Here is a 19,077-nt window from a genome sequence, read left to right on the forward strand (position 1 = left end):
ACCGGCTCGGGCCGGGGAGGGCTTACGAGCCGTCCCCGGCCCGTAGTCGTACCGACAGGAGATCAAGCACAGTGCAGCTGGTAGTCGCTCGCGTCGGCCGCGCCCACGGCATCAAGGGCGAGGTCACCGTGGAGGTGCGTACGGACGAGCCGGAACTCAGGCTCGGGCCCGGCGCCGTCCTGCTCACCGACCCGGCCTCCGCCGGACCGCTGACCATCGAGACGGGCAGGGTGCACAGCGGCCGTCTGCTGCTGCGCTTCGAGGGCGTACGGGACCGGAACGCCGCCGAGGCACTGCGCAACACCCTGCTGATCGCCGAGGTCGACCCGGAGGAGAAGCCCGAGGACCCCGACGAGTACTACGACCACCAGCTGATGGACCTGGACGTGGTCACCAGGGACGGTGCGGAGGTCGGACGGATCACGGAGATCTCGCATCTGCCTTCGCAGGACCTGTTCGTGGTCGAGCGCGCGGACGGGGCCGAGGTCCTGATCCCCTTCGTCGAGGAGATCGTCGTCGAGATCGACCTGGAGGAGCAGCGGGCCGTCATCGACCCGCCGCCCGGCCTGATCGACGACCGGGCCGAGACCGTCTCCTCCCGGGACGAGGACGAGGCGTAATGCGGCTCGACGTCGTCACGATCTTCCCCGAGTACCTCGACCCCCTGAACGTCTCGCTCGTCGGCAAGGCACGCGCGCGTGGACAGCTGAATGTGCACGTGCATGATCTTCGGGAATGGACGTACGACCGCCACAACACGGTCGACGACACCCCGTACGGCGGCGGCCCCGGCATGGTCATGAAGACCGAGCCCTGGGGTGACGCCCTGGACTCCGTACTGGCGGACGGTTACGAGACGGGCTCCCACGGGCCCGTACTGGTGGTCCCCACCCCCAGCGGGCGCCCCTTCACCCAGGAGCTCGCCGTCGAGCTCTCCGAGCGCCCCTGGCTGGTCTTCACGCCCGCGCGCTATGAGGGCATCGACCGCCGTGTCATCGACGAGTACGCCACCCGGATGCCCGTCTACGAGGTGTCCATCGGCGACTACGTACTCGCCGGCGGCGAGGCGGCCGTGCTGGTCGTCACGGAGGCCGTGGCGCGGCTGCTGCCCGGCGTCCTCGGCAACGCCGAGTCCCACAGGGACGACTCCTTCGCCCCCGGGGCCATGGCCAACCTCCTGGAGGGGCCGGTTTACACCAAGCCCCCGGCGTGGCGCGGCCGTGAGATCCCTGAGGTACTGGTCAGCGGCCACCACGGGAAGATCGCCCGCTGGCGCCGCGACGAGGCCCTGCGCCGTACGACGGCGAACCGGCCCGACCTCATCGAGCGCTGCGACCCTTCCGTCTTCGGCAAGAAGGACCGCGAAATGCTCTCGATCCTGGGCTGGCAGCCGGGTCCCGACGGCCGATTTTGGCGCAGCCCGGAGGCCGTGGAAGAATAGACCGCTGCTGTACGTCGTCCGGCGTGCGCCCCTGCCACAGGGGGACACGACGCCCGCCCCGACGCGGCAGCACCCTCTTGGAAAACTATCTCCCGTTGATGACCTGTGGCATCAGCGAAGAAAGCAGACGAAATGTCTCACCTGCTCGACTCCGTCGACAGCGCGTCGCTGCGCAGCGACATCCCGGCCTTCCGCCCGGGTGACACCGTCAACGTCCACGTCCGCGTCATCGAGGGCAACCGCTCCCGTGTGCAGCAGTTCAAGGGCGTGGTCATCCGCCGCCAGGGCGCCGGTGTCCGCGAGACCTTCACGGTCCGCAAGGTCTCCTTCTCGGTCGGCGTCGAGCGCACCTTCCCGGTGCACACCCCGATCGTCGAGAAGATCGAGCTCGTCACCCGTGGTGACGTGCGTCGCGCGAAGCTGTACTACCTGCGTGACCTCCGCGGCAAGGCCGCGAAGATCAAGGAGAAGCGCGAGAGCTGAGCTCTCATCGGGGTTCAAAGCGGGGCCGGATAACATCTGGCCCCGATGGACACCGAAGCACAGCCTGTGGAGCGCGACCGCTCCTCCCGCCCTTGCGAATCCGAGAACGCCTCGGACACGGAGGGGCCGGAGGGCCGGTCGCGTTTCGCGTTGGTAGACCGGGTCGCGGACTGGCTCCCGGGCGGGCGGATCACCCTGACCGTGCTGGTCTGCCTCGTTTTTCTGCTGCTCGTCAGCCGGTTCGTGATGCAGCCGTTCCAAATTCCCAGCGGCTCGATGGAGTCGGGATTGAGGATCGGGGACCGCGTTCTCGTAAATAAGTTGGCGTACCGTTTTGGTGCTGAGCCGCGGCGGGGCGACGTCGTTGTGTTCGACGGCACTGGGTATTTCGGGAACGCCGACTACATCAAGCGCGTCGTCGGTGTGGGGGGAGACCATGTGGTCTGCTGCGACAAGGAAGGGAGGCTCGAAGTGAACGGCCGGTCCATCGACGAGTCGACGTTTCTGTATGCCGGGGACAGCCCGTCCGACGTGCGCTTCGACGTCGTCGTGCACGACGGCTCCCTCTTTCTTCTCGGTGACCACCGCAGCGACTCCAGTGACTCCCGCGACCACCTGGGCTCGCCCGGCGGCGGCATGATCCCCGTCTCCGACGTCATCGGCAGAGCCGAGTGGATCGCCTGGCCGGCCGATCACTGGACCCGGCTGACGCGTTCCGACGCCTACGCGCGCGTGCCCGCCGTGGACGGTGCCCATGGGTAACCGTGGCAAACCGCGCGGGGTCTCCACCAGCGCCGCGGACAACCTGCTGCCCACCGGCACCCGGCGCGCCTCCGGGGGCGCGGTCCGGCCCAGCCGTGTGGAGCGGCGCAAGCTCGCCCGCAAGATCAAGCGGCGCAGGCGGCGCTCGGCGATCAAGGAGGTACCCCTCCTGGTCGGCGTCGCGGTGCTGATAGCGCTGGTCCTCAAGACCTTCCTCGTCCAGGCCTTCGTGATCCCGTCGGGCTCCATGGAGAACACGATCCAGATCGGTGACCGCGTCCTGGTCGACAAACTCACCCCCTGGTTCGGCTCCAAGCCCCAGCGCGGTGACGTCGTCGTCTTCAAGGACCCCGGAGGCTGGCTCACGGCCGAGGAGACCAAGAAGAAGGACGACCCCGTTGTCGTCAAGCAGGTCAAGGAAGGACTGACCTTCATCGGCCTGCTGCCGTCCGACAACGAGAAGGACCTCATCAAGAGGGTCGTGGGCGTCGGTGGCGACACGGTCAAGTGCTGTGACACGCAAGGCCGGGTGACCGTCAACGGCATGCCGCTGACCGAGCCCTACATCTACGCCGGCGACAAGCCGTCGGACTTCGCCTTCGAGGTGAAGGTGCCCCAGGGCCGCCTGTTCGTTCTGGGCGACCACCGAGGCAACTCCGCCGACTCCCGTTACCACCGCACGGACAAGTTCAGCGGTACGGTCGCCGAGAAGTCGGTCGTCGGCCGGGCCATGCTCATCGGCTGGCCCGTCGGTCACTGGACCCGCTTGAAGGAGCCGAGCACGTTCGCGACTGTCGCCGACGCGCCTGGAGGGTCGACGTCCGCTCTCGCCCGGTCGCATAGGGTGGCCCCTGCGGATCCAGATGGATTGATCCCCCTCCCGAGCCCTGCGGAACTCCCGCTCGTTATGGGAGTGGTGGGCCTGCGTCGAATTCGACGACGCGGGCGGCGGCACGGAGTGAGGAGTGGATGTGGGGGATGTGGCGGTCGGCGCACGGTCCGGACACGAAGGTCCCGAAGGGCAGCCGGAGCGGCCCGACGATTCGGCTTCCCCGGCCGTAGAGGGCGCATCCGGTTCCGGGAGTGAGCCCGAGGGCGGCAGCGCTGCGACCGAGCGCGCCGCGCAGGACGCGAAGTCGAAGAAGCAGCGCTCCTTCTGGAAGGAGCTGCCGATCCTGATCGGCATCGCCCTGGTCCTCGCGCTGCTGATCAAGACGTTCCTGGTGCAGGCGTTCTCGATCCCCTCGGACTCGATGCAGAACACGCTCCAGCAGGGCGACCGTGTCCTGGTCGACAAGCTGACCCCGTGGTTCGGCTCCGAGCCGGAGCGCGGCGAGGTCGTCGTCTTCCACGACCCCGACAACTGGCTGGCGGGCGAGCCCACGGCCAACCCGAACGCTCTGCAGACGGTCCTCAGCTGGATCGGCCTGATGCCGTCCGCCGAGGAGAAGGACCTCATCAAGCGGGTCATCGGCGTCGGCGGTGACACCATCCAGTGCAAGGGCACCGGCCCGCTGACCGTCAACGGCAAGGCGCTGAACGAGCCGTACGTGTACCCCGGCAATACCCCGTGCAGCGTCGACGAAGACGGCGGCCAGTTCAAGGTCAAGGTCCCCAAGGGCATGATCTGGGTGATGGGTGACCACCGCCAGAACTCGCGGGACTCGCGCTACAACCAGACGGACAAGCACCACGGCATGGTCCCCGTCGACAAGGTCGTCGGCCGCGCCATCGTGAAGGCCTGGCCCATCAACCGCTGGGACACCATCCCGGTTCCGGACACCTTCGGCCAGACCGGTCTGAGCGACCAGGCGGCGGCCGCGGTCACCTCGCCGGCTGCCGTGGCGCTCGTGGGGGCGGTACCGCTGGTGCTGGTGCGACGGAAGCGGAAGTCGTCCAAATAACGCGCCGAAGCGTCCCCTTGGGGCCGGTGACTCGGATTCGTCCGGGCCACCGGCCCCTCGGCCGTAACGGGTGCTCGGCAGCACGTCGAGGCGTCGGTCGGACGGGCGCATTCCGGAACCGGCAGCTGTGCTCGCACCATGGGCTGACTGCGCACCGTACCCCCGGGTAAGGTGCGGACCCATGGGTGGCGAGAGCACGACACGTACGGCCCCGCGCAGCGGTGGCGCAAGCATGACCCAGGCGGGTGGCAAGGTCGGACAGAGGCTGTCCGGACTCGCTGTCGCGCTGGGCCTGGTGCTGTTCCTCGGAGGTTTCGCCTGGGGGGCGGTGGTCTACCGGCCGTACACCGTGCCCACCAGTTCGATGACGCCGACGATCGACGCCGGTGACCGGGTGCTGGCACAGCGCATCGACGGCAGCGAGGTACGCCGCGGTGACGTCGTCGTCTTCCACGACAAGACCTGGGTCACCAACGCGGCCGTGGTCAAGCGCGTGGTCGCCGTCGGCGGCGACACGGTCTCCTGCTGCACCAACGGCAAGCTGACCGTCAACGGCAAGCAGATCGACGAACCGTATCTGGCCAAGGGCAGTCCGGCCGAGATCACGAAGATCCCGACCGTGAAGGTGCCCGAGGGGCGCCTGTTCCTGCTCGGCGACGAACGCCAGGGCTCCCTGGACTCCAGCGCCCATCTCACGGACGCGGCCAGCGGCACGGTGTCACGCAATGCCGTGACCGCCAGGGTCGACGCCGTCGCCTGGCCCATGAACGGCATGCTGAAGCGGCCGACCGGCTTCGAGACCCTGGGCAGCCTTTCCCAGCCGGGACCGCTGCGCCTGATGGTCGGCGCGGTGATCGCCGGTGCGGTGCTCGTCCTGGGCGGTGCGGCGTACGGTCCGATCGCGAGCCGCGCGGGCCGACGCGGCCGGGCCCGGACGGAGCTCGCGGGTGCCCGCTGAGGTGTCCTGCGACGAACCTCCGCACGACGCTGGTACGGGGCCCCGGGACGAGTACCGGAGCGGCCTGCGGAAGGTCGCCCGCGTGGTGCTGCTCGACCCCGAGGAGCGCATTCTGCTGCTGCACGGGCACGAGCCGGACGACCCCGCCGACGACTGGTGGTTCACGCCCGGCGGCGGCATCGAGGGCGCCGAGACCCGTGAGCAGGCCGCGCTGCGCGAGCTGGCGGAGGAGACCGGAATCACCGAGGTCGAGCTGGGCCCGGTGCTCTGGCGGCGGATGTGCTCCTTCCCGTTCGCGGGGCGCCGCTGGGACCAGGACGAGTGGTACTACCTGGCCCGTACGACCCAGACGGCCACGGTGGCCACGGGGCTGACGGACCTGGAGCGGCGCAGTGTCGCCGGAGCGCGCTGGTGGACGTGCCAGGAACTGACCGAGGCACATGAGACGGTGTATCCGACCAGACTCGCCGAGCTGCTGCGCAGAGTGCTCGACGAGGGTCCCCCGGCCACGCCCGAGGTCCTCGACACGGAAATCGTCTAGGGGCTCGCGGGGCTGGCGCACAATAGGGGGACGCACGGCTGAAGGGGAACATGCCATGAGCGCCGAGGACCTCGAGAAGTACGAGACCGAGATGGAGCTGAAGCTCTATCGGGAGTACCGCGATGTCGTCGGTCTGTTCAAATATGTGATCGAGACCGAACGGCGCTTCTACCTCACCAATGACTACGAGATGCAGGTGCACTCGGTCCAGGGTGAGGTGTTTTTCGAGGTGTCCATGGCGGATGCCTGGGTGTGGGACATGTACCGACCCGCCCGCTTCGTGAAGCAGGTACGCGTCCTGACGTTCAAGGACGTGAATATCGAGGAGCTGAACAAGAGCGACCTGGAGCTGCCCGGCGGCTGATGAGGTGGGGTGCGACGCGCGGCTGTGACGTGCCGCCGTGACGTACGGTGACCGCTCGTGCGGGTGACGGAGTTTTCCACAATCATCCGCTCGTTCACCAAGATCCAATAGCAGGTCGAAGTGGCCTCACTGTTGGCGCCGGAGGTGGTGCCGACATGAACACACCCAAGGCACACAGGGCACTCGGCAAGTACGGCGAGGATCTGGCCGCGCGGCGGCTGACAGCGACCGGGATGACGGTCCTCGCACGCAACTGGCGCTGCGGCAGGACCGGCGAAATCGACATCGTGGCCCGTGACGGCGACGCGCTGGTCGTCTGCGAGGTCAAGACCCGCAAGGCGGGCGCCTTCGAGCACCCGATGGCGGCCGTCACGCCGGCCAAGGCCCAGCGCCTGCGTGGCCTGGCCGAGCGCTGGCTGCAGGAACACGGCGGGGCACCACCCGGCGGCGTCCGCATCGACCTGATCGGCGTCGTCCTCCCCGACCGCGGCGCGCCCGTGGTCGAACACGCGCGGGGGGTTGCCTGATGGGATTCGCGCGTACATGTTCCGTGGCGCTCGTCGGCGTCGAGGGCGTCGTGGTCGAAGTCCAGGCCGACCTGGAGCCCGGCGTCGCGGCCTTCACCCTGGTCGGCCTCCCCGACAAGAGTCTGATCGAGAGCAAGGACCGGGTTCGGGCGGCAGTGGTGAACTCCGGCGCGTCCTGGCCCCAGAAGAAGCTCACGGTGGGGCTGAGTCCGGCGTCGGTGCCCAAGGGCGGCAGCGGGTTCGATCTCGCTGTTGCCTGTGCGGTCCTCGGGGCTTCCGAGCGGATCGATCCACGGGTGCTCTCCGACATCGTGATGATCGGGGAGCTCGGACTGGACGGACGGGTTCGGCCGGTGCGAGGTGTGCTGCCGGCGGTGCTGGCCGCGGCGGACGCCGGGTACGAGCAGGTGGTGGTGCCGGAGTGCGCGGCGACGGAGGCCTCGCTGGTGCCGGGTGTCTCGGTGCTCGGGGTGCGCAGTCTGCGCCAGCTGATCGCGGTGCTCACGGACGAGCCGGTGTCCGAGGAGGAGCCGGACGAGCAGGGGCGGCCGGATCCGCTGCTGGCGGGCCTGCGCGTGCCCGGCACGGGGGAGGCGACCGGCCTGTGCGGCGTCGCCGTGCCCGAGCACGACCAGGGTCACGATCTCGCCGACGTGGTCGGCCAGATGTCGGCGCGCACCGCGATGGAGGTCGCGGCGGCGGGCGGGCATCATGTCTTCCTGCAAGGGCCACCCGGTGCGGGCAAGACGATGCTCGCCGAGCGGATGCCGTCGCTCATGCCACGCCTCACCCGGCAGGAATCCCTTGAGGTGACGGCGATCCATTCGGTCGCGGGCCTGCTGCCGCCGGGCCGGCCGATGGTGGACGTCCCGCCGTACTGCGCACCCCACCACTCGGCGACGATGCAGTCCCTCGTCGGCGGCGGCAAGGGGCTCGCCCGGCCGGGCGCGGTGTCGTTGTCGCACCGCGGGGTGCTCTTCCTGGACGAGGCGCCGGAGTTCAGCAGTTTCGCGCTCGATGCCCTGCGGCAGCCCTTGGAGGCGGGGCATGTCGTGATCGCGCGCAGCGCGGGTGTCGTGCGGTTCCCGGCGAAGTTTCTGATGGTGCTCGCCGCCAACCCCTGCCCGTGCGGGCGCTTCAGCGTGGCGAACGACTTCTGCGAGTGCCCACCCTCCTCCGTACGCCGCTACCAGGCCAGGCTTTCCGGGCCGCTGCTCGACCGGGTCGATCTGCGGGTGGCGGTCGAGCCGGTCACCCGTTCCGAACTGACGGCGCGCGGTGCCCAGGGTGAGCCGACGCGGACGGTGGCCGACCGGGTGAGCGCTGCCCGCGAGCGTGCCGCCGCGCGGCTGACCGACACTCCGTGGCATACGAACAGCGAGGTGCCGGGACGCGAACTGCGCAGCCGCTGGCAGGCACTGCCGGGAGCGATGGACGAGGCGGAGCGCGGACTGGAGCGCGGTGTGCTGACCGCACGCGGCCTGGACCGGGTGCTCCGCGTGGCGTGGACGGTCGCTGACCTGTCGGGACACGACCGACCCGATGCCGGGGATGTAGCCCTGGCTCTTCAGCTGCGCACCGGCATCCCGCGAGGGGTGCCGATGATGATCGGCTCGCCGAAATGACGGACGACGAGCGCATGGCCCGCGTCGCGCTCGCCCGAGTCATGGAACCCGGGGACGAGGTCGGTGGGCGATGGCTGCGGGAGTTCGGGGCCGTCGAGGTCGCGCGGCGGCTGGTGCAGGGCGGCGAGCCGCTGCCGGGGGTGAGTGAGAAGCGATGGGAGGGGCTGCGGGGGCGGTCCGGCCGGGTGCGGCCGGAGCGGGATCTGGCTCAGGCGCGGCATGCCGGGGTGAGGTTCATCTGTCCCGGTGAGCCCGAATGGCCCGCGCAACTCGACGATCTGGGGGACGCCCGGCCCACGGGCCTGTGGGTACGGGGGCACCCCAGTCTGCGGATATGGGCGCTGCGCTCCGTCGCCGTTGTCGGAGCCCGGGCCTGCACCGAGTACGGCGCCCACATGGCGGCCACCCTCGGTGCCGGTCTCGCGGAGCGCGGCTGGGTGGTCGTGTCCGGCGGTGCCTACGGCGTGGACGGCGCCGTGCACCGGGGTGTCCTCGGGGCGGGCGGCGCGACCGTCGCCGTGCTGGCCTGCGGCGTCGACCGGCCCTACCCGCGCGGGCACACCGAGTTGATCACCAGAATCGCGGAACAGGGTCTGGTGGTGGGGGAGTTGCCGCCCGGCGACCACCCGACACCGAGCAGATTCATCCTCAGGAACCGGGTCATCGCGGCGCTCACCCGGGGGACCGTGGTCGTCGAGGCGGCGTATCGCAGCGGTGCGCTGGTCACAGCCCGTGCGGCGCAGCGGCTCGGGCGGTTCACGATGGGGGTGCCGGGCCCCGCCACGAGCGGACTGTCGGCGGGGGTGCACGAACTGCTCCGCGGTGAGGCAGTGCTGGTCTCCGACGCCGCGGAAGTCGCCGAACTGGTGGGTGACATGGGTGAACTGGCCCCCGACCGCCGTGGGCCCGTGCTGCCGCGCGACCTGCTGGACCCGGGCGCCGGGCGTGTGCTGGCCGCGTTGCCGGCGCGCGCTCTGGCGGGGGCGCAGGAGATCGCCCGGGGTGCGGGGACCACCGTGGACGACGCGGTCGGGAGACTGTACGAACTCCGAGCACTTGGTTTCGTCGAACGACACGGCGACGGCTGGAAGTTGACACGCCAGGCGATGATCTCCGTCCGTGACGATCAGGGACGCTGCTGACCCAGCGTGTTCGGCCGTCCGGGCGAACGCCGACACCCTTGGGAATTCCCGCAGTTGGCGTCTCTCGGTCGTCACGCAGTGCAATCGTCGTGACGCCGGGAGATGCTCGGCGGAATGCCTCTGTGTGCGGGTGATCCGCAGTTCTTCGCGCACTGCGACACCCCAGTCACGCTACGCTCACGAGGATTCCGACTCAGACCGACAATCTCGACACCAGACCGACAGGTCACCCAGGTACTCCCAGTTCACGGCAGAACGGCACAAGGCGACGAATGCCCCAGCACACCTCCGGGTCCGACCGGGCGGCGAGCCCGCCAGCCGCCCGCGACGGCGGTAGCGTGCGCCCGCCCGCTCCCTCGACGCTCGATGAACTGTGGCGGTCGTACAAGGCGACGGGTGACGAGCGGCTGCGGGAACAGCTGATCCTGCACTACTCGCCTTTGGTGAAGTACGTCGCGGGGCGGGTGAGCGTGGGTCTGCCGGCCAATGTCGAGCAGGCCGACTTCGTCTCCTCGGGCGTGTTCGGGCTGATCGACGCGATCGAGAAGTTCGACATCGAGCGGGAGATCAAGTTCGAGACGTACGCGATCACGCGGATCCGGGGCGCGATGATCGACGAGCTGCGGGCACTGGACTGGATCCCGCGGTCGGTGCGGCAGAAGGCGCGCAACGTGGAGCGGGCGTACGCGACGCTGGAGGCACGGCTGCGGCGCACCCCGTCCGAGTGCGAGGTGGCCTCCGAGATGGGCATCGCGGTGGAGGATCTCCATTCGGTGTTCAGCCAGTTGTCGCTGGCGAATGTGGTGGCTCTGGAGGAGCTGTTGCATGTCGGCGGCGAGGGTGGTAACCGGCTGAGCTTGATGGACACGCTGGAGGACACCGCGGCCGACAATCCGGTCGAGGTGGCCGAGGACCGGGAGCTGCGGAGGTTTCTGGCGCGGGCGATCAATACGCTCCCCGACCGGGAGAAGACCGTCGTCACCCTCTATTACTACGAGGGGCTCACGCTCGCGGAGATCGGCAACGTGCTGGGGGTGACCGAGAGCCGGGTGAGTCAGATCCACACCAAGTCGGTCCTCCAACTGCGTGCCAAGCTGGCGAGTTTCGGCCGCTGAGGGCGGCGGTGGCACGCTGCTGAATCGTCCCTGCCCAGCAAGTGTCCGGGCTCCGCTCCACCGGGCGGGTGGGCGGAGTGACTGCCGTTCGGGGCGGTCCGTCCGTACAGTGGTTGACGTGCCAAGGATTCGAGCGGCCTCCGTGGCCGAGCACCGGTCGATGCAGCGAGCCGCCCTGCTGGACGCGGCGCGCTCCCTGCTGTCCGAGGGCGGGACGGAGGCTCTGACCTTCCCGGCTCTCGCCGAGCGCACGGGGCTCGCGCGGTCCTCCGTGTACGAGTACTTCCGGTCGCGGGCGGCCGTCGTCGAGGAGCTGTGCGAGGTCGACTTTCCCGTCTGGGCGGCGGAGGTTTCGGCGGCGATGGAGCGGTCCTCCTCTCCGGAGGGCAAGGTCGAGGCCTATGTCCGGCAGCAGCTGGCGTTGGTCGGGGACCGGCGGCACCGGGCCGTGGTCGCCATCTCGGCGAGCGAGCTCGATGCCGGGGCGCGGGAGAAGATCCGTGCGGCTCACGGCGGGCTCGTGGCGATGATCGTCGAGGCGCTGGGAGAGATGGGGCACGGGGAACCGCGGCTGGCCGCGATGCTGCTTCAGGGTGTGGTGGATGCGGCTGTGCGGCGGATTGAGCTGGGGGCGGCGGAGGATCCTTCGGCGATCACCGAGGCGGCCGTTGGGATGACTCTTCGGGGCGTTCGGGGCTGAGTCCGTTCTCGCTAGGGGCTGAGTCCGTTCTCGTGGGGCACCCGAGGTCGGGCTGAGCTCGGGGTGGGTCGCGCATCCCGGCGTTGTACGGGGTGCCGCACTCTTTGGGGTCGGTGCCGCCCTCAGCCGCGCATGCCCACAGCTACGTGGGCTGCCACCCTTGGCGACACGCATGGCCACAGCTCCGTGGGTTGGCCATGGGTTGCCGCCCCTGGCGGCACGCATGGCCACAGCTGCGTGGGGCGGCGGTGTGTCTGCCCACGGCTAGGACGGTTTCCCGATCACCGGCAGCAAGCGTGACGGGCCTCTGTGCAGCAGCCACGGTGGGAGCAGGGAGAGCGGGTCCAGGTAGGTCTTGCCTCTCAGCAGTCCCCAGTGCAGGCAGGACGTCGGGCAGTGGGAGCCGCCCGGCTCCACCGTGCCCAGGACCTCGCCCGTCGTCACCTCGTCGTCCTTCTTCACCGAGGCCCGTACCGGTCCGTAGGTCGTCCGCAAGGGCGGCGTTCCGGTGCCCGACAGTTCCACCGAGACGACACCGCGGCCCGCGACCCTGTCGGCGAAGGACACGCGCCCGGGTGCGACCGCCCGTACGGCTGTCCCGGGGGCCGCCGCCAGGTCCACGCCGCGGTGGCCCCGGCCGTAGGGCGTCGCCGGGGGTCCCCAGCCTCGTACGACCATTGGGCGTAGACCCACCGGCCACGTACGGGCGACGGTCGGGACCGTCGGATCGGGGCCCGGTGGTTCCGGGGTTCCCGGCGGGGCGGGTGTCGCCGTCGCGGGCGTGCGGGCCAGAGCCGACGGGCTCAGCGCCCCCAGCACGGTCAACGTCATGCCCAGCAGCAACCCCAGCCACGTACGCACACATCGTTTCGCTCGCATGCGAGAACCGTCCCGCATCGGGCGGATCATGGCCGGGGTCTGTGGAGTACCGGCCGGTTGTGGACAGCGGCGTCACCCGGTGCCTCTCGGGTCCCGTACACTTCTGATGGCGATCCGGGTCACCGGGTCGACTTCGCACGCCCCGACACCTGGTCATCAAAAACCGGTGTCAGCGCCTCTCGGTCCCTTGTGGCAAGGCGCATCGCGGGCGTCAGGCGCGAGTGCCGTCCGGCACACGCGGCACAACCGAGAACACCAAGGAGAACGGCCATGGCCGTCGTCACGATGCGGGAGCTGCTGGAGAGCGGCGTCCACTTCGGTCACCAGACCCGTCGCTGGAACCCGAAGATGAAGCGCTTCATCTTCACCGAGCGCAACGGCATCTACATCATCGACCTGCTCCAGTCGCTGTCGTACATCGACCGCGCCTACGAGTTCGTCAAGGAGACCGTCGCCCACGGCGGCACGGTCATGTTCGTCGGCACGAAGAAGCAGGCGCAGGAGGCCATCGCCGAGCAGGCCACCCGCGTCGGCATGCCCTACGTCAACCAGCGCTGGCTGGGCGGCATGCTCACCAACTTCTCCACCGTCTACAAGCGTCTGCAGCGCCTCAAGGAGCTCGAGCAGATCGACTTCGAGGACGTCGCCGCGTCCGGTCTGACCAAGAAGGAGCTTCTCGTGCTCTCGCGCGAGAAGGCCAAGCTGGAGAAGACCCTCGGTGGTATCCGCGAGATGCAGAAGGTGCCCAGCGCCGTCTGGATCGTGGACACCAAGAAGGAGCACATCGCGGTCGGCGAGGCCCGCAAGCTCAACATCCCGGTCGTCGCCATCCTCGACACCAACTGCGACCCCGACGAGGTCGACTACAAGATCCCGGGCAACGACGACGCGATCCGCTCCGTCACCCTGCTCACCCGCGTGATCGCCGACGCCGTCGCCGAGGGCCTCATCGCCCGCTCCGGCGCCGGCAAGGCCGAGGGTGACAAGGCCGCGGGCGAGCCGCTCGCCGCGTGGGAGCGCGACCTGCTCGAGGGCGAGAAGAAGGCCGACGAGGCCGAGGTCCAGACCTCCGCCGAGACGGAGAAGGTTGCCGACGCCGAGCAGGCCGAGGTTGCGCCCGTCGAGGCGCCGGCCGCTGAGGCCCCCGCCGCCGAGGCTCCCGCCGCGGACGCCGAGCAGGCCTGACCCCTCACCCCTTCGGGTTGTGAACGGCGGGGGCTCCAAAGCCCCCGCCGTTCGGCCCGTAGATCTTCAGACTCCGAGAGAGATTCCAGGAATCATGGCGAACTACACCGCCGCTGACGTCAAGAAGCTCCGTGAGCTCACCGGCGCCGGCATGATGGACTGCAAGAAGGCCCTGGACGAGGCCGACGGCAACGTCGACAAGGCCGTCGAGGCGCTGCGCATCAAGGGCCAGAAGGGCGTCGCCAAGCGCGAGGGCCGCTCCGCCGAGAACGGCGCCGTGGTCTCCGTCATCGCCGACGACAACTCCTCCGGTGTCCTGGTCGAGCTGAAGTGCGAGACGGACTTCGTCGCCAAGGGCGAGAAGTTCCAGGCCGTCGCCAACCAGATCGCGCAGCATGCCGCCGCCACTTCCCCGGCCGACATCGAGGCGCTCCTCGGCTCCGAGATCGAGCCCGGCAAGACGGTTCAGGCGTTCGTCGACGAGGCCAACGCCAACCTGGGCGAGAAGATCGTCCTGGACCGCTTCGCCCAGTTCTCCGGCGCCTACGTCGCCGCGTACATGCACCGCACCATGCCCGACCTGCCCCCGCAGATCGGTGTCCTGGTCGAGCTGGACAAGGCCGACGCCGACCTTGCCAAGGGCATCGCGCAGCACATCGCCGCCTTCGCGCCGAAGTACCTCTCCAAGGAGGACGTCCCGGCCGAGGTCGTCGAGACCGAGCGTCGCGTCGCCGAGGAGACCACCCGCGCCGAGGGCAAGCCCGAAGCCGCGCTCCCGAAGATCGTCGAGGGTCGCGTCAACGGCTTCTTCAAGGAGGCCACCCTCCTCGGCCAGCCGTACGCGCTCGACAACAAGAAGACTGTCCAGAAGGTCCTGGACGAGGCCGGTGTCACCCTGAAGCGCTTCGTGCGCATCAAGGTCGGCATCTGAGTCCGTACCGCGATCGACGCTCGGCCCCTATAGGGTCGACAGCAGTCGTCCGCGTACGCCGACACCCACGCGCGCGTGTCGGACGACAGCAGATCTGACGAGGAGGCCATTGCCGAGCATGGGATGCGAACGACACCCCACCGGCAATGGCCTTCTTCGTATGTGCACCATGAGGAGATCTCCATGACCACCACCCAGGCCGACAAGGGCGAGAAGACCGACGACGGCAAAGGCGCGGGACGCTTTCTGCTGAAGCTTTCCGGCGAGGCGTTCGCCGGTGGCGGCGGACTGGGCGTCGATCCCGACGTGGTGCACAAGATCGCCCGCGAGATCGCGGCCGTGGTGCGAGGCGGCGCCCAGGTCGCGGTCGTCATCGGCGGCGGCAACTTCTTCCGCGGCGCCGAACTCCAGCAGCGCGGCATGGACCGAGCCCGTTCCGACTACATGGGCATGCTGGGCACGGTCATGAACTGCCTCGCTCTCCAGGACTTCCTGGAGAAGGAGGGCATCGACAGCCGCGTTCAGACCGCCATCACCATGGGGCAGGTCGCCGAGCCCTACATCCCGCTGCGCGCCGTGCGCCATCTGGAGAAGGGCCGTGTGGTCATCTTCGGCGCCGGTATGGGCATGCCGTACTTCTCCACCGACACCACGGCCGCCCAGCGTGCCCTGGAGATCGATGCCGAGGCCCTGCTGATGGGTAAGAACGGCGTGGACGGGGTCTACGACTCCGACCCGAAGACCAACCCCGAGGCCGTCAAGTTCGACGCGCTCAGCTACGGCGAGGTCATCACCCGGGACCTCAAGGTCGCCGACATGACCGCCATCACCCTGTGCCGGGACAACAAGCTGCCCATCCTGGTCTTCGAGCTCCTGGCGGAGGGCAATATCGCACGGGCCGTCAAGGGTGAGAAGATCGGCACACTCGTGGGCGACCAGAGCGGCCGGGCCTGACGGGGACGACCTCGGACGGGGGACGAACCCCGGCCGAGGACGGACCCTGACCGGGGGATGGACAATGTCCTGCCGGTCCGGAACCGTGCAGGAATAAGACGCGACGCAGCCGGCCGCCGACCCCGACGAGGAAACAGCTGCCGGGCCTACTCAAGACACGCAGGAGCAAGTGGTGATCGAAGAGACCCTCCTCGAGGCCGAGGAGAAGATGGAGAAGGCCGTCGTGGTCGCCAAGGAGGACTTCGCCGCGATCCGCACCGGTCGTGCGCACCCGGCGATGTTCAACAAGATCGTGGCCGACTACTACGGCGCACTGACGCCGATCAACCAGCTGGCCTCGTTCTCGGTGCCGGAGCCGCGCATGGCCGTGGTGACCCCGTTCGACAAGAGCGCGCTGCGCAACATCGAGCAGGCGATCCGCGACTCCGACCTGGGCGTCAACCCGAGCAACGACGGCAACATCATCCGAGTGGTGTTCCCGGAGTTGACCGAGGAGCGCCGCAAGGACTACATCAAGGTGGCGAAGACCAAGGGCGAGGACGCCAAGGTCTCGATCCGCTCCGTGCGCCGCAAGGCCAAGGACGCCATCGACAAGCTGATCAAGGACGGCGAGGTCGGCGAGGACGAGGGCCGCCGCGCCGAGAAGGAGCTCGACGACACCACGGCGAAGTACGTCGCCCAGGTCGACGAGCTCCTGAAGCACAAGGAAGCGGAGCTGCTCGAGGTCTGATGAACGACTCTTCCTGGGGGGCGCCGCCACAAGCCGGGTACTGGGGGCCGTCCGAGCAGGGGCCTGTCCAGGGGGCAGGCCCAGCGGGTCCCGCGTACGATGCGCATGACGCGCAGCAGACTCGCCCCATGCCCATCGTGCCCGACGTACCCCCACATGGCGGAGACCAGGATGACGATCGGGGGGCCGCTCGGCTGAGCGGCCCCCCGTTCCGCGACCACTCACCGCCGGCGGCGTCGTACGGGAACCCGTCACAGAAGCCGCAGGAGCCCATGCCCAGCGCCCCACAGCCCGTCCCCGCACCGCAGAAGAAGAGTGCGGGACGCGACCTGGGCGCGGCCATAGGAGTGGGCGTCGGGCTCGGCGCGGTGATCGTCGCGTCGTTGTTCATCGTCAAGGCCGTGTTCGTCGGAGTCATAGCGGTCGCCGTGGTGGTGGGGCTCTGGGAGCTCACCTCACGGCTGGAGGAGCGCAAAGGCATCAAGGCGCCCCTCGTCCCGCTGGCACTCGGCGGTGCCGCGATGGTCGTCGCCGGATACGTCCGGGGCGCCGAGGGCGCATGGGTGGCGATGGCGCTCACCGCGCTGGCCGTCCTGGTCTGGCGCATGACGGAACCGCCCGAGGGCTACCTCAGGGACGTCACGGCGGGGGTCTTCGCGGCCTTCTACGTGCCGTTCCTGGCGACGTTCGTGGCGATGATGCTGACGGCCGACGACGGCCCGCGCCGCGTCCTGACCTTCCTGTTGCTGACGGTCGTCAGCGACACCGGCGCGTACGCGATCGGCTGGCGCTTCGGCAAGCACAAGCTGGCGCCGCGCATCAGCCCGGGCAAGACCCGCGAGGGCCTGCTCGGAGCGGTCAGCTTCGCCATGGCGGCAGGTGCGCTGTGCATGCAGTTCCTGATCGACGACGGCACCTGGTGGCAGGGCCTGCTCCTCGGCCTCGCGGTCGCGGCCAGCGCCACGCTCGGTGACCTCGGCGAGTCCATGATCAAGCGGGACCTCGGCATCAAGGACATGGGCACCTTGCTGCCGGGCCACGGCGGGATCATGGACCGACTGGACTCGTTGCTTCCCACGGCTCCGGTGGTGTGGCTGCTGTTGGTGATCTTCGTAGGGGCCGGCTGATCTTCGTGAGATCCGGCTGACCAGCGGTCAAGATCGCGGTCGCTGCGCCGTTGAGCTGCGGTTCTGACGGTGGGGGCTCGTTGTCCACTGGGCGGCGAGCCCTCTCCGTTTTTCTGCGACATTGATGGGCCATGCCCAAGTCCGGGGAACTGGCAGGGATCCGCCGTCAACAGGCCCCTTACCTGCGTCTTCGGCGTCGATTGCGAGGTTGTCCCGCGGGCCGCCAGGCCGTGTCTGGGCGTGGGCCCCAGTCACCCAGGTCTGAGTGAGGCGCCGACGGACCACTTCTCCGCTCGCGGCGAGGAATCGCGCCTTGGCGGTGCGATGCCGCTCCGGACGCCTGGTGTACTCGGCCTCTTCCACGCCGCCCCGTCGCCAGTAGCTGCCGAGCTGCTGGCCGGCCTTGTTCAGTTCCTCCAGCGCCGAGAGCAGGGCCCGGTCCCTGGAGAGGATCTGCAGCCGAGCGGACACCAGTCTGTGAGCGGAGAGATCCCGGGCGCTGACGGCCGTCCATGCTGAGGACTCGCTCCTCCCAGACGCGGTTCTGGAAGTCCGACGCAGAGGCAGCCACCAGAGCACATTGCTCCAGGAGCAGCTCCGACAGGCGAGCCCTGTCTTCGGCGCGCTTCACGAGGTGCTGCCCCAGCAGAGCGATCGCAGCACCGACGACTGTTGCGAGCAACGTCCCCCATGCGCCCATGCTCGGCATTGTTCCCTTGTCGGTGTGCCCTGCACGCGCAATCGAGAAGCCGTTCCTGCCGGTGAGCAAGGGCCGCTGCGAGCGGTGGCGTGATCATCGGCGGGGGTCGACAGGATTCCGCGGCACCGTCACCCAGCCGCCCTCGCAGTCCGGCTCCGCACATGATCGGCCGGAAAGCTCAGTCGAGAATCCCCAGATCCGTGTCCGGACGGCAGTGCGGGCAGGCTGGTACCCCGCCCTCCGTGAGCGCCCACCCCGCCTGGTCCCGCTCTACTCCGCGGCTCGCGTCCCGGAGTTCCAGCAGCCGCCGACGTGCACGTACACGGGGTCGCGCCCCGAGAGCCCCTGCTCGATGAGCCAGTCCGGCGCGGGCGGCCGAGCCTCGATCCCACGCTGCCGCTCGTCTTCGCGCTGCTTCTCGGCCTCGATCCATCGCCGCGTACGGTCATGTCCCCTGTGGTGGTGTAGCGGCAGGGAGTTCGGCGACGGCGTGGTCGGTGTAGATGGCGTCCATGCTGCCTTCGGAGAGGTAGCGGCGGCCGAAGAGGAGCCGGCACGTTCCCCGTTCAACGACCGCACTCGCCTTGCCGTGCACCGGAACGCTCATCCTGCGAGCGCACTGCTCATTGACGATTACTCCTGGCCGGGGACCGACATCTCGCCCAGCAGCGACCAGTCGTGCTGCGGAACGGTCAGGTTCACGATGCGCGGCGTCTCGACCAGATGGGGCGGCAATGTCTGCTGCGCAGCCCTGAAGTGCGCGGACTGCACATGCGTGCCCCCGGCCGCGTCGTCGCGGAAAGCCTCGACCAGGACGTACTCCGTCGGGTCCTCCACACTGCGCGACCAGTCGAACCACAGGCAGCCGGGCTCGGCGCGTGTGGCCCGGGTGAAGTCAGCGGTGATCTCGGGCCAGCGGTCGGCGTGTTCGGGACGGACTCGGAACTTGGCGGTGATGAAGATCACGGGATTCCTCCACTGATGTCTGTCTGTCGGTTCCGCCGCATCT

The 19,077-nt window shown here is 69.2% G+C and carries 23 protein-coding genes; 19 read left to right on the top strand and 4 right to left on the bottom strand.

Going from position 1 to position 19,077, the window contains the following annotated elements:
• Window positions 1-71 precede the first annotated feature (71 nt).
• The 14 genes from rimM (at window position 72) to OG390_RS36640 (ending at window position 11,562) form a co-directional block, all read left to right on the top strand.
• Complete coding sequence (rimM, locus tag OG390_RS36575; protein ID WP_406173865.1) at window positions 72-620, top strand: ribosome maturation factor RimM; 549 nt, start codon at window positions 72-74, stop codon at window positions 618-620.
• The gene (gene trmD / locus OG390_RS36580) at window positions 620-1,441 is read left to right on the top strand and encodes a tRNA (guanosine(37)-N1)-methyltransferase TrmD (RefSeq protein ID WP_406173867.1); all 822 of its coding nucleotides are present in this window, start codon (window positions 620-622) and stop codon (window positions 1,439-1,441) included. Before rimM ends, trmD begins: the two co-directional genes overlap by 1 nt.
• A 132-nt stretch (window positions 1,442-1,573) precedes the next feature.
• Complete coding sequence (rplS, locus tag OG390_RS36585) at window positions 1,574-1,924, top strand: 50S ribosomal protein L19 (protein WP_030675924.1); 351 nt, start codon at window positions 1,574-1,576, stop codon at window positions 1,922-1,924.
• Window positions 1,925-1,969: 45 nt separating this feature from the next.
• Window positions 1,970-2,686, top strand: a complete 717-nt coding sequence (lepB, locus tag OG390_RS36590) for a signal peptidase I (protein ID WP_406173869.1) — start codon at window positions 1,970-1,972, stop codon at window positions 2,684-2,686.
• Window positions 2,679-3,773 carry a signal peptidase I gene (lepB, locus tag OG390_RS36595; protein ID WP_406173871.1) on the top strand — a complete coding sequence of 365 codons (1,095 nt, stop codon included), beginning with the start codon at window positions 2,679-2,681 and terminating at the stop codon, window positions 3,771-3,773. The genes lepB (OG390_RS36590) and lepB (OG390_RS36595) overlap by 8 nt, the downstream gene beginning before the upstream one ends.
• The gene (gene lepB, locus OG390_RS36600) at window positions 3,658-4,590 is read left to right on the top strand and encodes a signal peptidase I (protein ID WP_406173873.1); all 933 of its coding nucleotides are present in this window, start codon (window positions 3,658-3,660) and stop codon (window positions 4,588-4,590) included. The genes lepB (OG390_RS36595) and lepB (OG390_RS36600) overlap by 116 nt, the downstream gene beginning before the upstream one ends.
• Before the next feature lie 181 nt (window positions 4,591-4,771).
• Window positions 4,772-5,548: a signal peptidase I gene (lepB, locus tag OG390_RS36605; RefSeq protein ID WP_406173875.1), complete on the top strand. Its 777-nt coding sequence runs from the start codon at window positions 4,772-4,774 to the stop codon at window positions 5,546-5,548.
• Between the two features lies 1 nt (window position 5,549).
• Window positions 5,550-6,089 carry an NUDIX hydrolase gene (locus tag OG390_RS36610; RefSeq protein ID WP_406178059.1) on the top strand — a complete coding sequence of 180 codons (540 nt, stop codon included), beginning with the start codon at window positions 5,550-5,552 and terminating at the stop codon, window positions 6,087-6,089.
• Between the two features lie 55 nt (window positions 6,090-6,144).
• A complete protein-coding gene (locus OG390_RS36615) occupies window positions 6,145-6,453 on the top strand; it encodes a DUF2469 domain-containing protein (protein WP_003965949.1) in 309 nt (102 codons plus the stop codon).
• Between the two features lie 155 nt (window positions 6,454-6,608).
• On the top strand, window positions 6,609-6,980 hold the full coding sequence (locus OG390_RS36620; RefSeq protein ID WP_406173876.1) for a YraN family protein: 372 nt from the start codon (window positions 6,609-6,611) through the stop codon (window positions 6,978-6,980).
• Window positions 6,980-8,605 (top strand): YifB family Mg chelatase-like AAA ATPase, encoded by a 1,626-nt coding sequence (locus tag OG390_RS36625; protein WP_406173877.1) that lies wholly within the window; start codon window positions 6,980-6,982, stop codon window positions 8,603-8,605. Before OG390_RS36620 ends, OG390_RS36625 begins: the two co-directional genes overlap by 1 nt.
• Window positions 8,602-9,747: a DNA-processing protein DprA gene (dprA, locus tag OG390_RS36630; protein ID WP_406173879.1), complete on the top strand. Its 1,146-nt coding sequence runs from the start codon at window positions 8,602-8,604 to the stop codon at window positions 9,745-9,747. The genes OG390_RS36625 and dprA overlap by 4 nt, the downstream gene beginning before the upstream one ends.
• Before the next feature lie 272 nt (window positions 9,748-10,019).
• Window positions 10,020-10,862, top strand: a complete 843-nt coding sequence (gene whiG, locus OG390_RS36635; protein ID WP_406173881.1) for an RNA polymerase sigma factor WhiG — start codon at window positions 10,020-10,022, stop codon at window positions 10,860-10,862.
• 142 nt (window positions 10,863-11,004) lie between these two features.
• Window positions 11,005-11,562 carry a TetR/AcrR family transcriptional regulator gene (locus OG390_RS36640; RefSeq protein WP_406178061.1) on the top strand — a complete coding sequence of 186 codons (558 nt, stop codon included), beginning with the start codon at window positions 11,005-11,007 and terminating at the stop codon, window positions 11,560-11,562.
• 264 nt (window positions 11,563-11,826) lie between these two features.
• Here the strand turns inward: OG390_RS36640 and OG390_RS36645 are convergent, their stop codons facing one another.
• Window positions 11,827-12,441, bottom strand: coding sequence for a murein hydrolase activator EnvC family protein (locus OG390_RS36645; protein WP_406173883.1), 615 nt, complete (start codon window positions 12,439-12,441; stop codon window positions 11,827-11,829).
• 270 nt (window positions 12,442-12,711) lie between these two features.
• Here OG390_RS36645 and rpsB point away from each other — a divergent pair, with 270 nt between their 5' ends.
• From rpsB to OG390_RS36670, 5 genes are all read left to right on the top strand, one after another.
• Window positions 12,712-13,626 (top strand): 30S ribosomal protein S2, encoded by a 915-nt coding sequence (gene rpsB, locus OG390_RS36650; protein WP_406173885.1) that lies wholly within the window; start codon window positions 12,712-12,714, stop codon window positions 13,624-13,626.
• A gap of 94 nt (window positions 13,627-13,720) precedes the next feature.
• A complete protein-coding gene (tsf, locus tag OG390_RS36655) occupies window positions 13,721-14,557 on the top strand; it encodes a translation elongation factor Ts (RefSeq protein WP_406173886.1) in 837 nt (278 codons plus the stop codon).
• 183 nt (window positions 14,558-14,740) lie between these two features.
• Window positions 14,741-15,511 carry a UMP kinase gene (gene pyrH / locus OG390_RS36660; protein ID WP_406173888.1) on the top strand — a complete coding sequence of 257 codons (771 nt, stop codon included), beginning with the start codon at window positions 14,741-14,743 and terminating at the stop codon, window positions 15,509-15,511.
• Window positions 15,512-15,683: 172 nt separating this feature from the next.
• Window positions 15,684-16,241 (top strand): ribosome recycling factor, encoded by a 558-nt coding sequence (frr, locus tag OG390_RS36665; protein WP_010984060.1) that lies wholly within the window; start codon window positions 15,684-15,686, stop codon window positions 16,239-16,241.
• Window positions 16,241-17,368: a phosphatidate cytidylyltransferase gene (locus OG390_RS36670; protein WP_406173890.1), complete on the top strand. Its 1,128-nt coding sequence runs from the start codon at window positions 16,241-16,243 to the stop codon at window positions 17,366-17,368. Before frr ends, OG390_RS36670 begins: the two co-directional genes overlap by 1 nt.
• 878 nt (window positions 17,369-18,246) lie before the next feature.
• On the opposite strand, the gene OG390_RS36675 is transcribed toward OG390_RS36670, so the two are convergent.
• Genes OG390_RS36675 through OG390_RS36685 form a run of 3 tightly spaced genes read right to left on the bottom strand, consistent with a single transcriptional unit; the run spans window position 18,247 to window position 19,034 of the window.
• Complete coding sequence (locus OG390_RS36675) at window positions 18,247-18,501, bottom strand: DUF6233 domain-containing protein (RefSeq protein ID WP_406173892.1); 255 nt, start codon at window positions 18,499-18,501, stop codon at window positions 18,247-18,249.
• 12 nt (window positions 18,502-18,513) lie between these two features.
• Window positions 18,514-18,675, bottom strand: coding sequence for a hypothetical protein (locus OG390_RS36680; RefSeq protein ID WP_406173894.1), 162 nt, complete (start codon window positions 18,673-18,675; stop codon window positions 18,514-18,516).
• 26 nt (window positions 18,676-18,701) lie between these two features.
• The gene (locus OG390_RS36685) at window positions 18,702-19,034 is read right to left on the bottom strand and encodes a putative quinol monooxygenase (protein ID WP_406173896.1); all 333 of its coding nucleotides are present in this window, start codon (window positions 19,032-19,034) and stop codon (window positions 18,702-18,704) included.
• Window positions 19,035-19,077 lie beyond the last annotated feature (43 nt).

It is taken from the genome of Streptomyces sp. NBC_00996 (assembly GCF_045162675.1).
GTDB lineage: Bacteria > Actinomycetota > Actinomycetes > Streptomycetales > Streptomycetaceae > Streptomyces.

Bases quoted from the DNA above. Each gene is read 5' to 3' on its own strand.
- trmD (WP_406173867.1), top strand. From the start codon at position 620: ATGCGGCTCGACGTCGTCACGATCTTCCCCGAGTACCTCGACCCCCTG.
- rplS (WP_030675924.1), top strand. From the start codon at position 1,574: ATGTCTCACCTGCTCGACTCCGTCGACAGCGCGTCGCTGCGCAGCGAC.
- lepB (WP_406173869.1), top strand. From the start codon at position 1,970: ATGGACACCGAAGCACAGCCTGTGGAGCGCGACCGCTCCTCCCGCCCT.
- lepB (WP_406173871.1), top strand. From the start codon at position 2,679: ATGGGTAACCGTGGCAAACCGCGCGGGGTCTCCACCAGCGCCGCGGAC.
- lepB (WP_406173875.1), top strand. From the start codon at position 4,772: ATGGGTGGCGAGAGCACGACACGTACGGCCCCGCGCAGCGGTGGCGCA.
- OG390_RS36615 (WP_003965949.1), top strand. From the start codon at position 6,145: ATGAGCGCCGAGGACCTCGAGAAGTACGAGACCGAGATGGAGCTGAAG.
- OG390_RS36620 (WP_406173876.1), top strand. From the start codon at position 6,609: ATGAACACACCCAAGGCACACAGGGCACTCGGCAAGTACGGCGAGGAT.
- OG390_RS36625 (WP_406173877.1), top strand. From the start codon at position 6,980: ATGGGATTCGCGCGTACATGTTCCGTGGCGCTCGTCGGCGTCGAGGGC.
- dprA (WP_406173879.1), top strand. From the start codon at position 8,602: ATGACGGACGACGAGCGCATGGCCCGCGTCGCGCTCGCCCGAGTCATG.
- whiG (WP_406173881.1), top strand. From the start codon at position 10,020: ATGCCCCAGCACACCTCCGGGTCCGACCGGGCGGCGAGCCCGCCAGCC.
- OG390_RS36645 (WP_406173883.1), bottom strand. From the start codon at position 12,441: ATGCGAGCGAAACGATGTGTGCGTACGTGGCTGGGGTTGCTGCTGGGC.
- rpsB (WP_406173885.1), top strand. From the start codon at position 12,712: ATGGCCGTCGTCACGATGCGGGAGCTGCTGGAGAGCGGCGTCCACTTC.
- tsf (WP_406173886.1), top strand. From the start codon at position 13,721: ATGGCGAACTACACCGCCGCTGACGTCAAGAAGCTCCGTGAGCTCACC.
- pyrH (WP_406173888.1), top strand. From the start codon at position 14,741: ATGACCACCACCCAGGCCGACAAGGGCGAGAAGACCGACGACGGCAAA.
- OG390_RS36670 (WP_406173890.1), top strand. From the start codon at position 16,241: ATGAACGACTCTTCCTGGGGGGCGCCGCCACAAGCCGGGTACTGGGGG.
- OG390_RS36675 (WP_406173892.1), bottom strand. From the start codon at position 18,501: ATGGATCGAGGCCGAGAAGCAGCGCGAAGACGAGCGGCAGCGTGGGAT.
- OG390_RS36680 (WP_406173894.1), bottom strand. From the start codon at position 18,675: ATGAGCGTTCCGGTGCACGGCAAGGCGAGTGCGGTCGTTGAACGGGGA.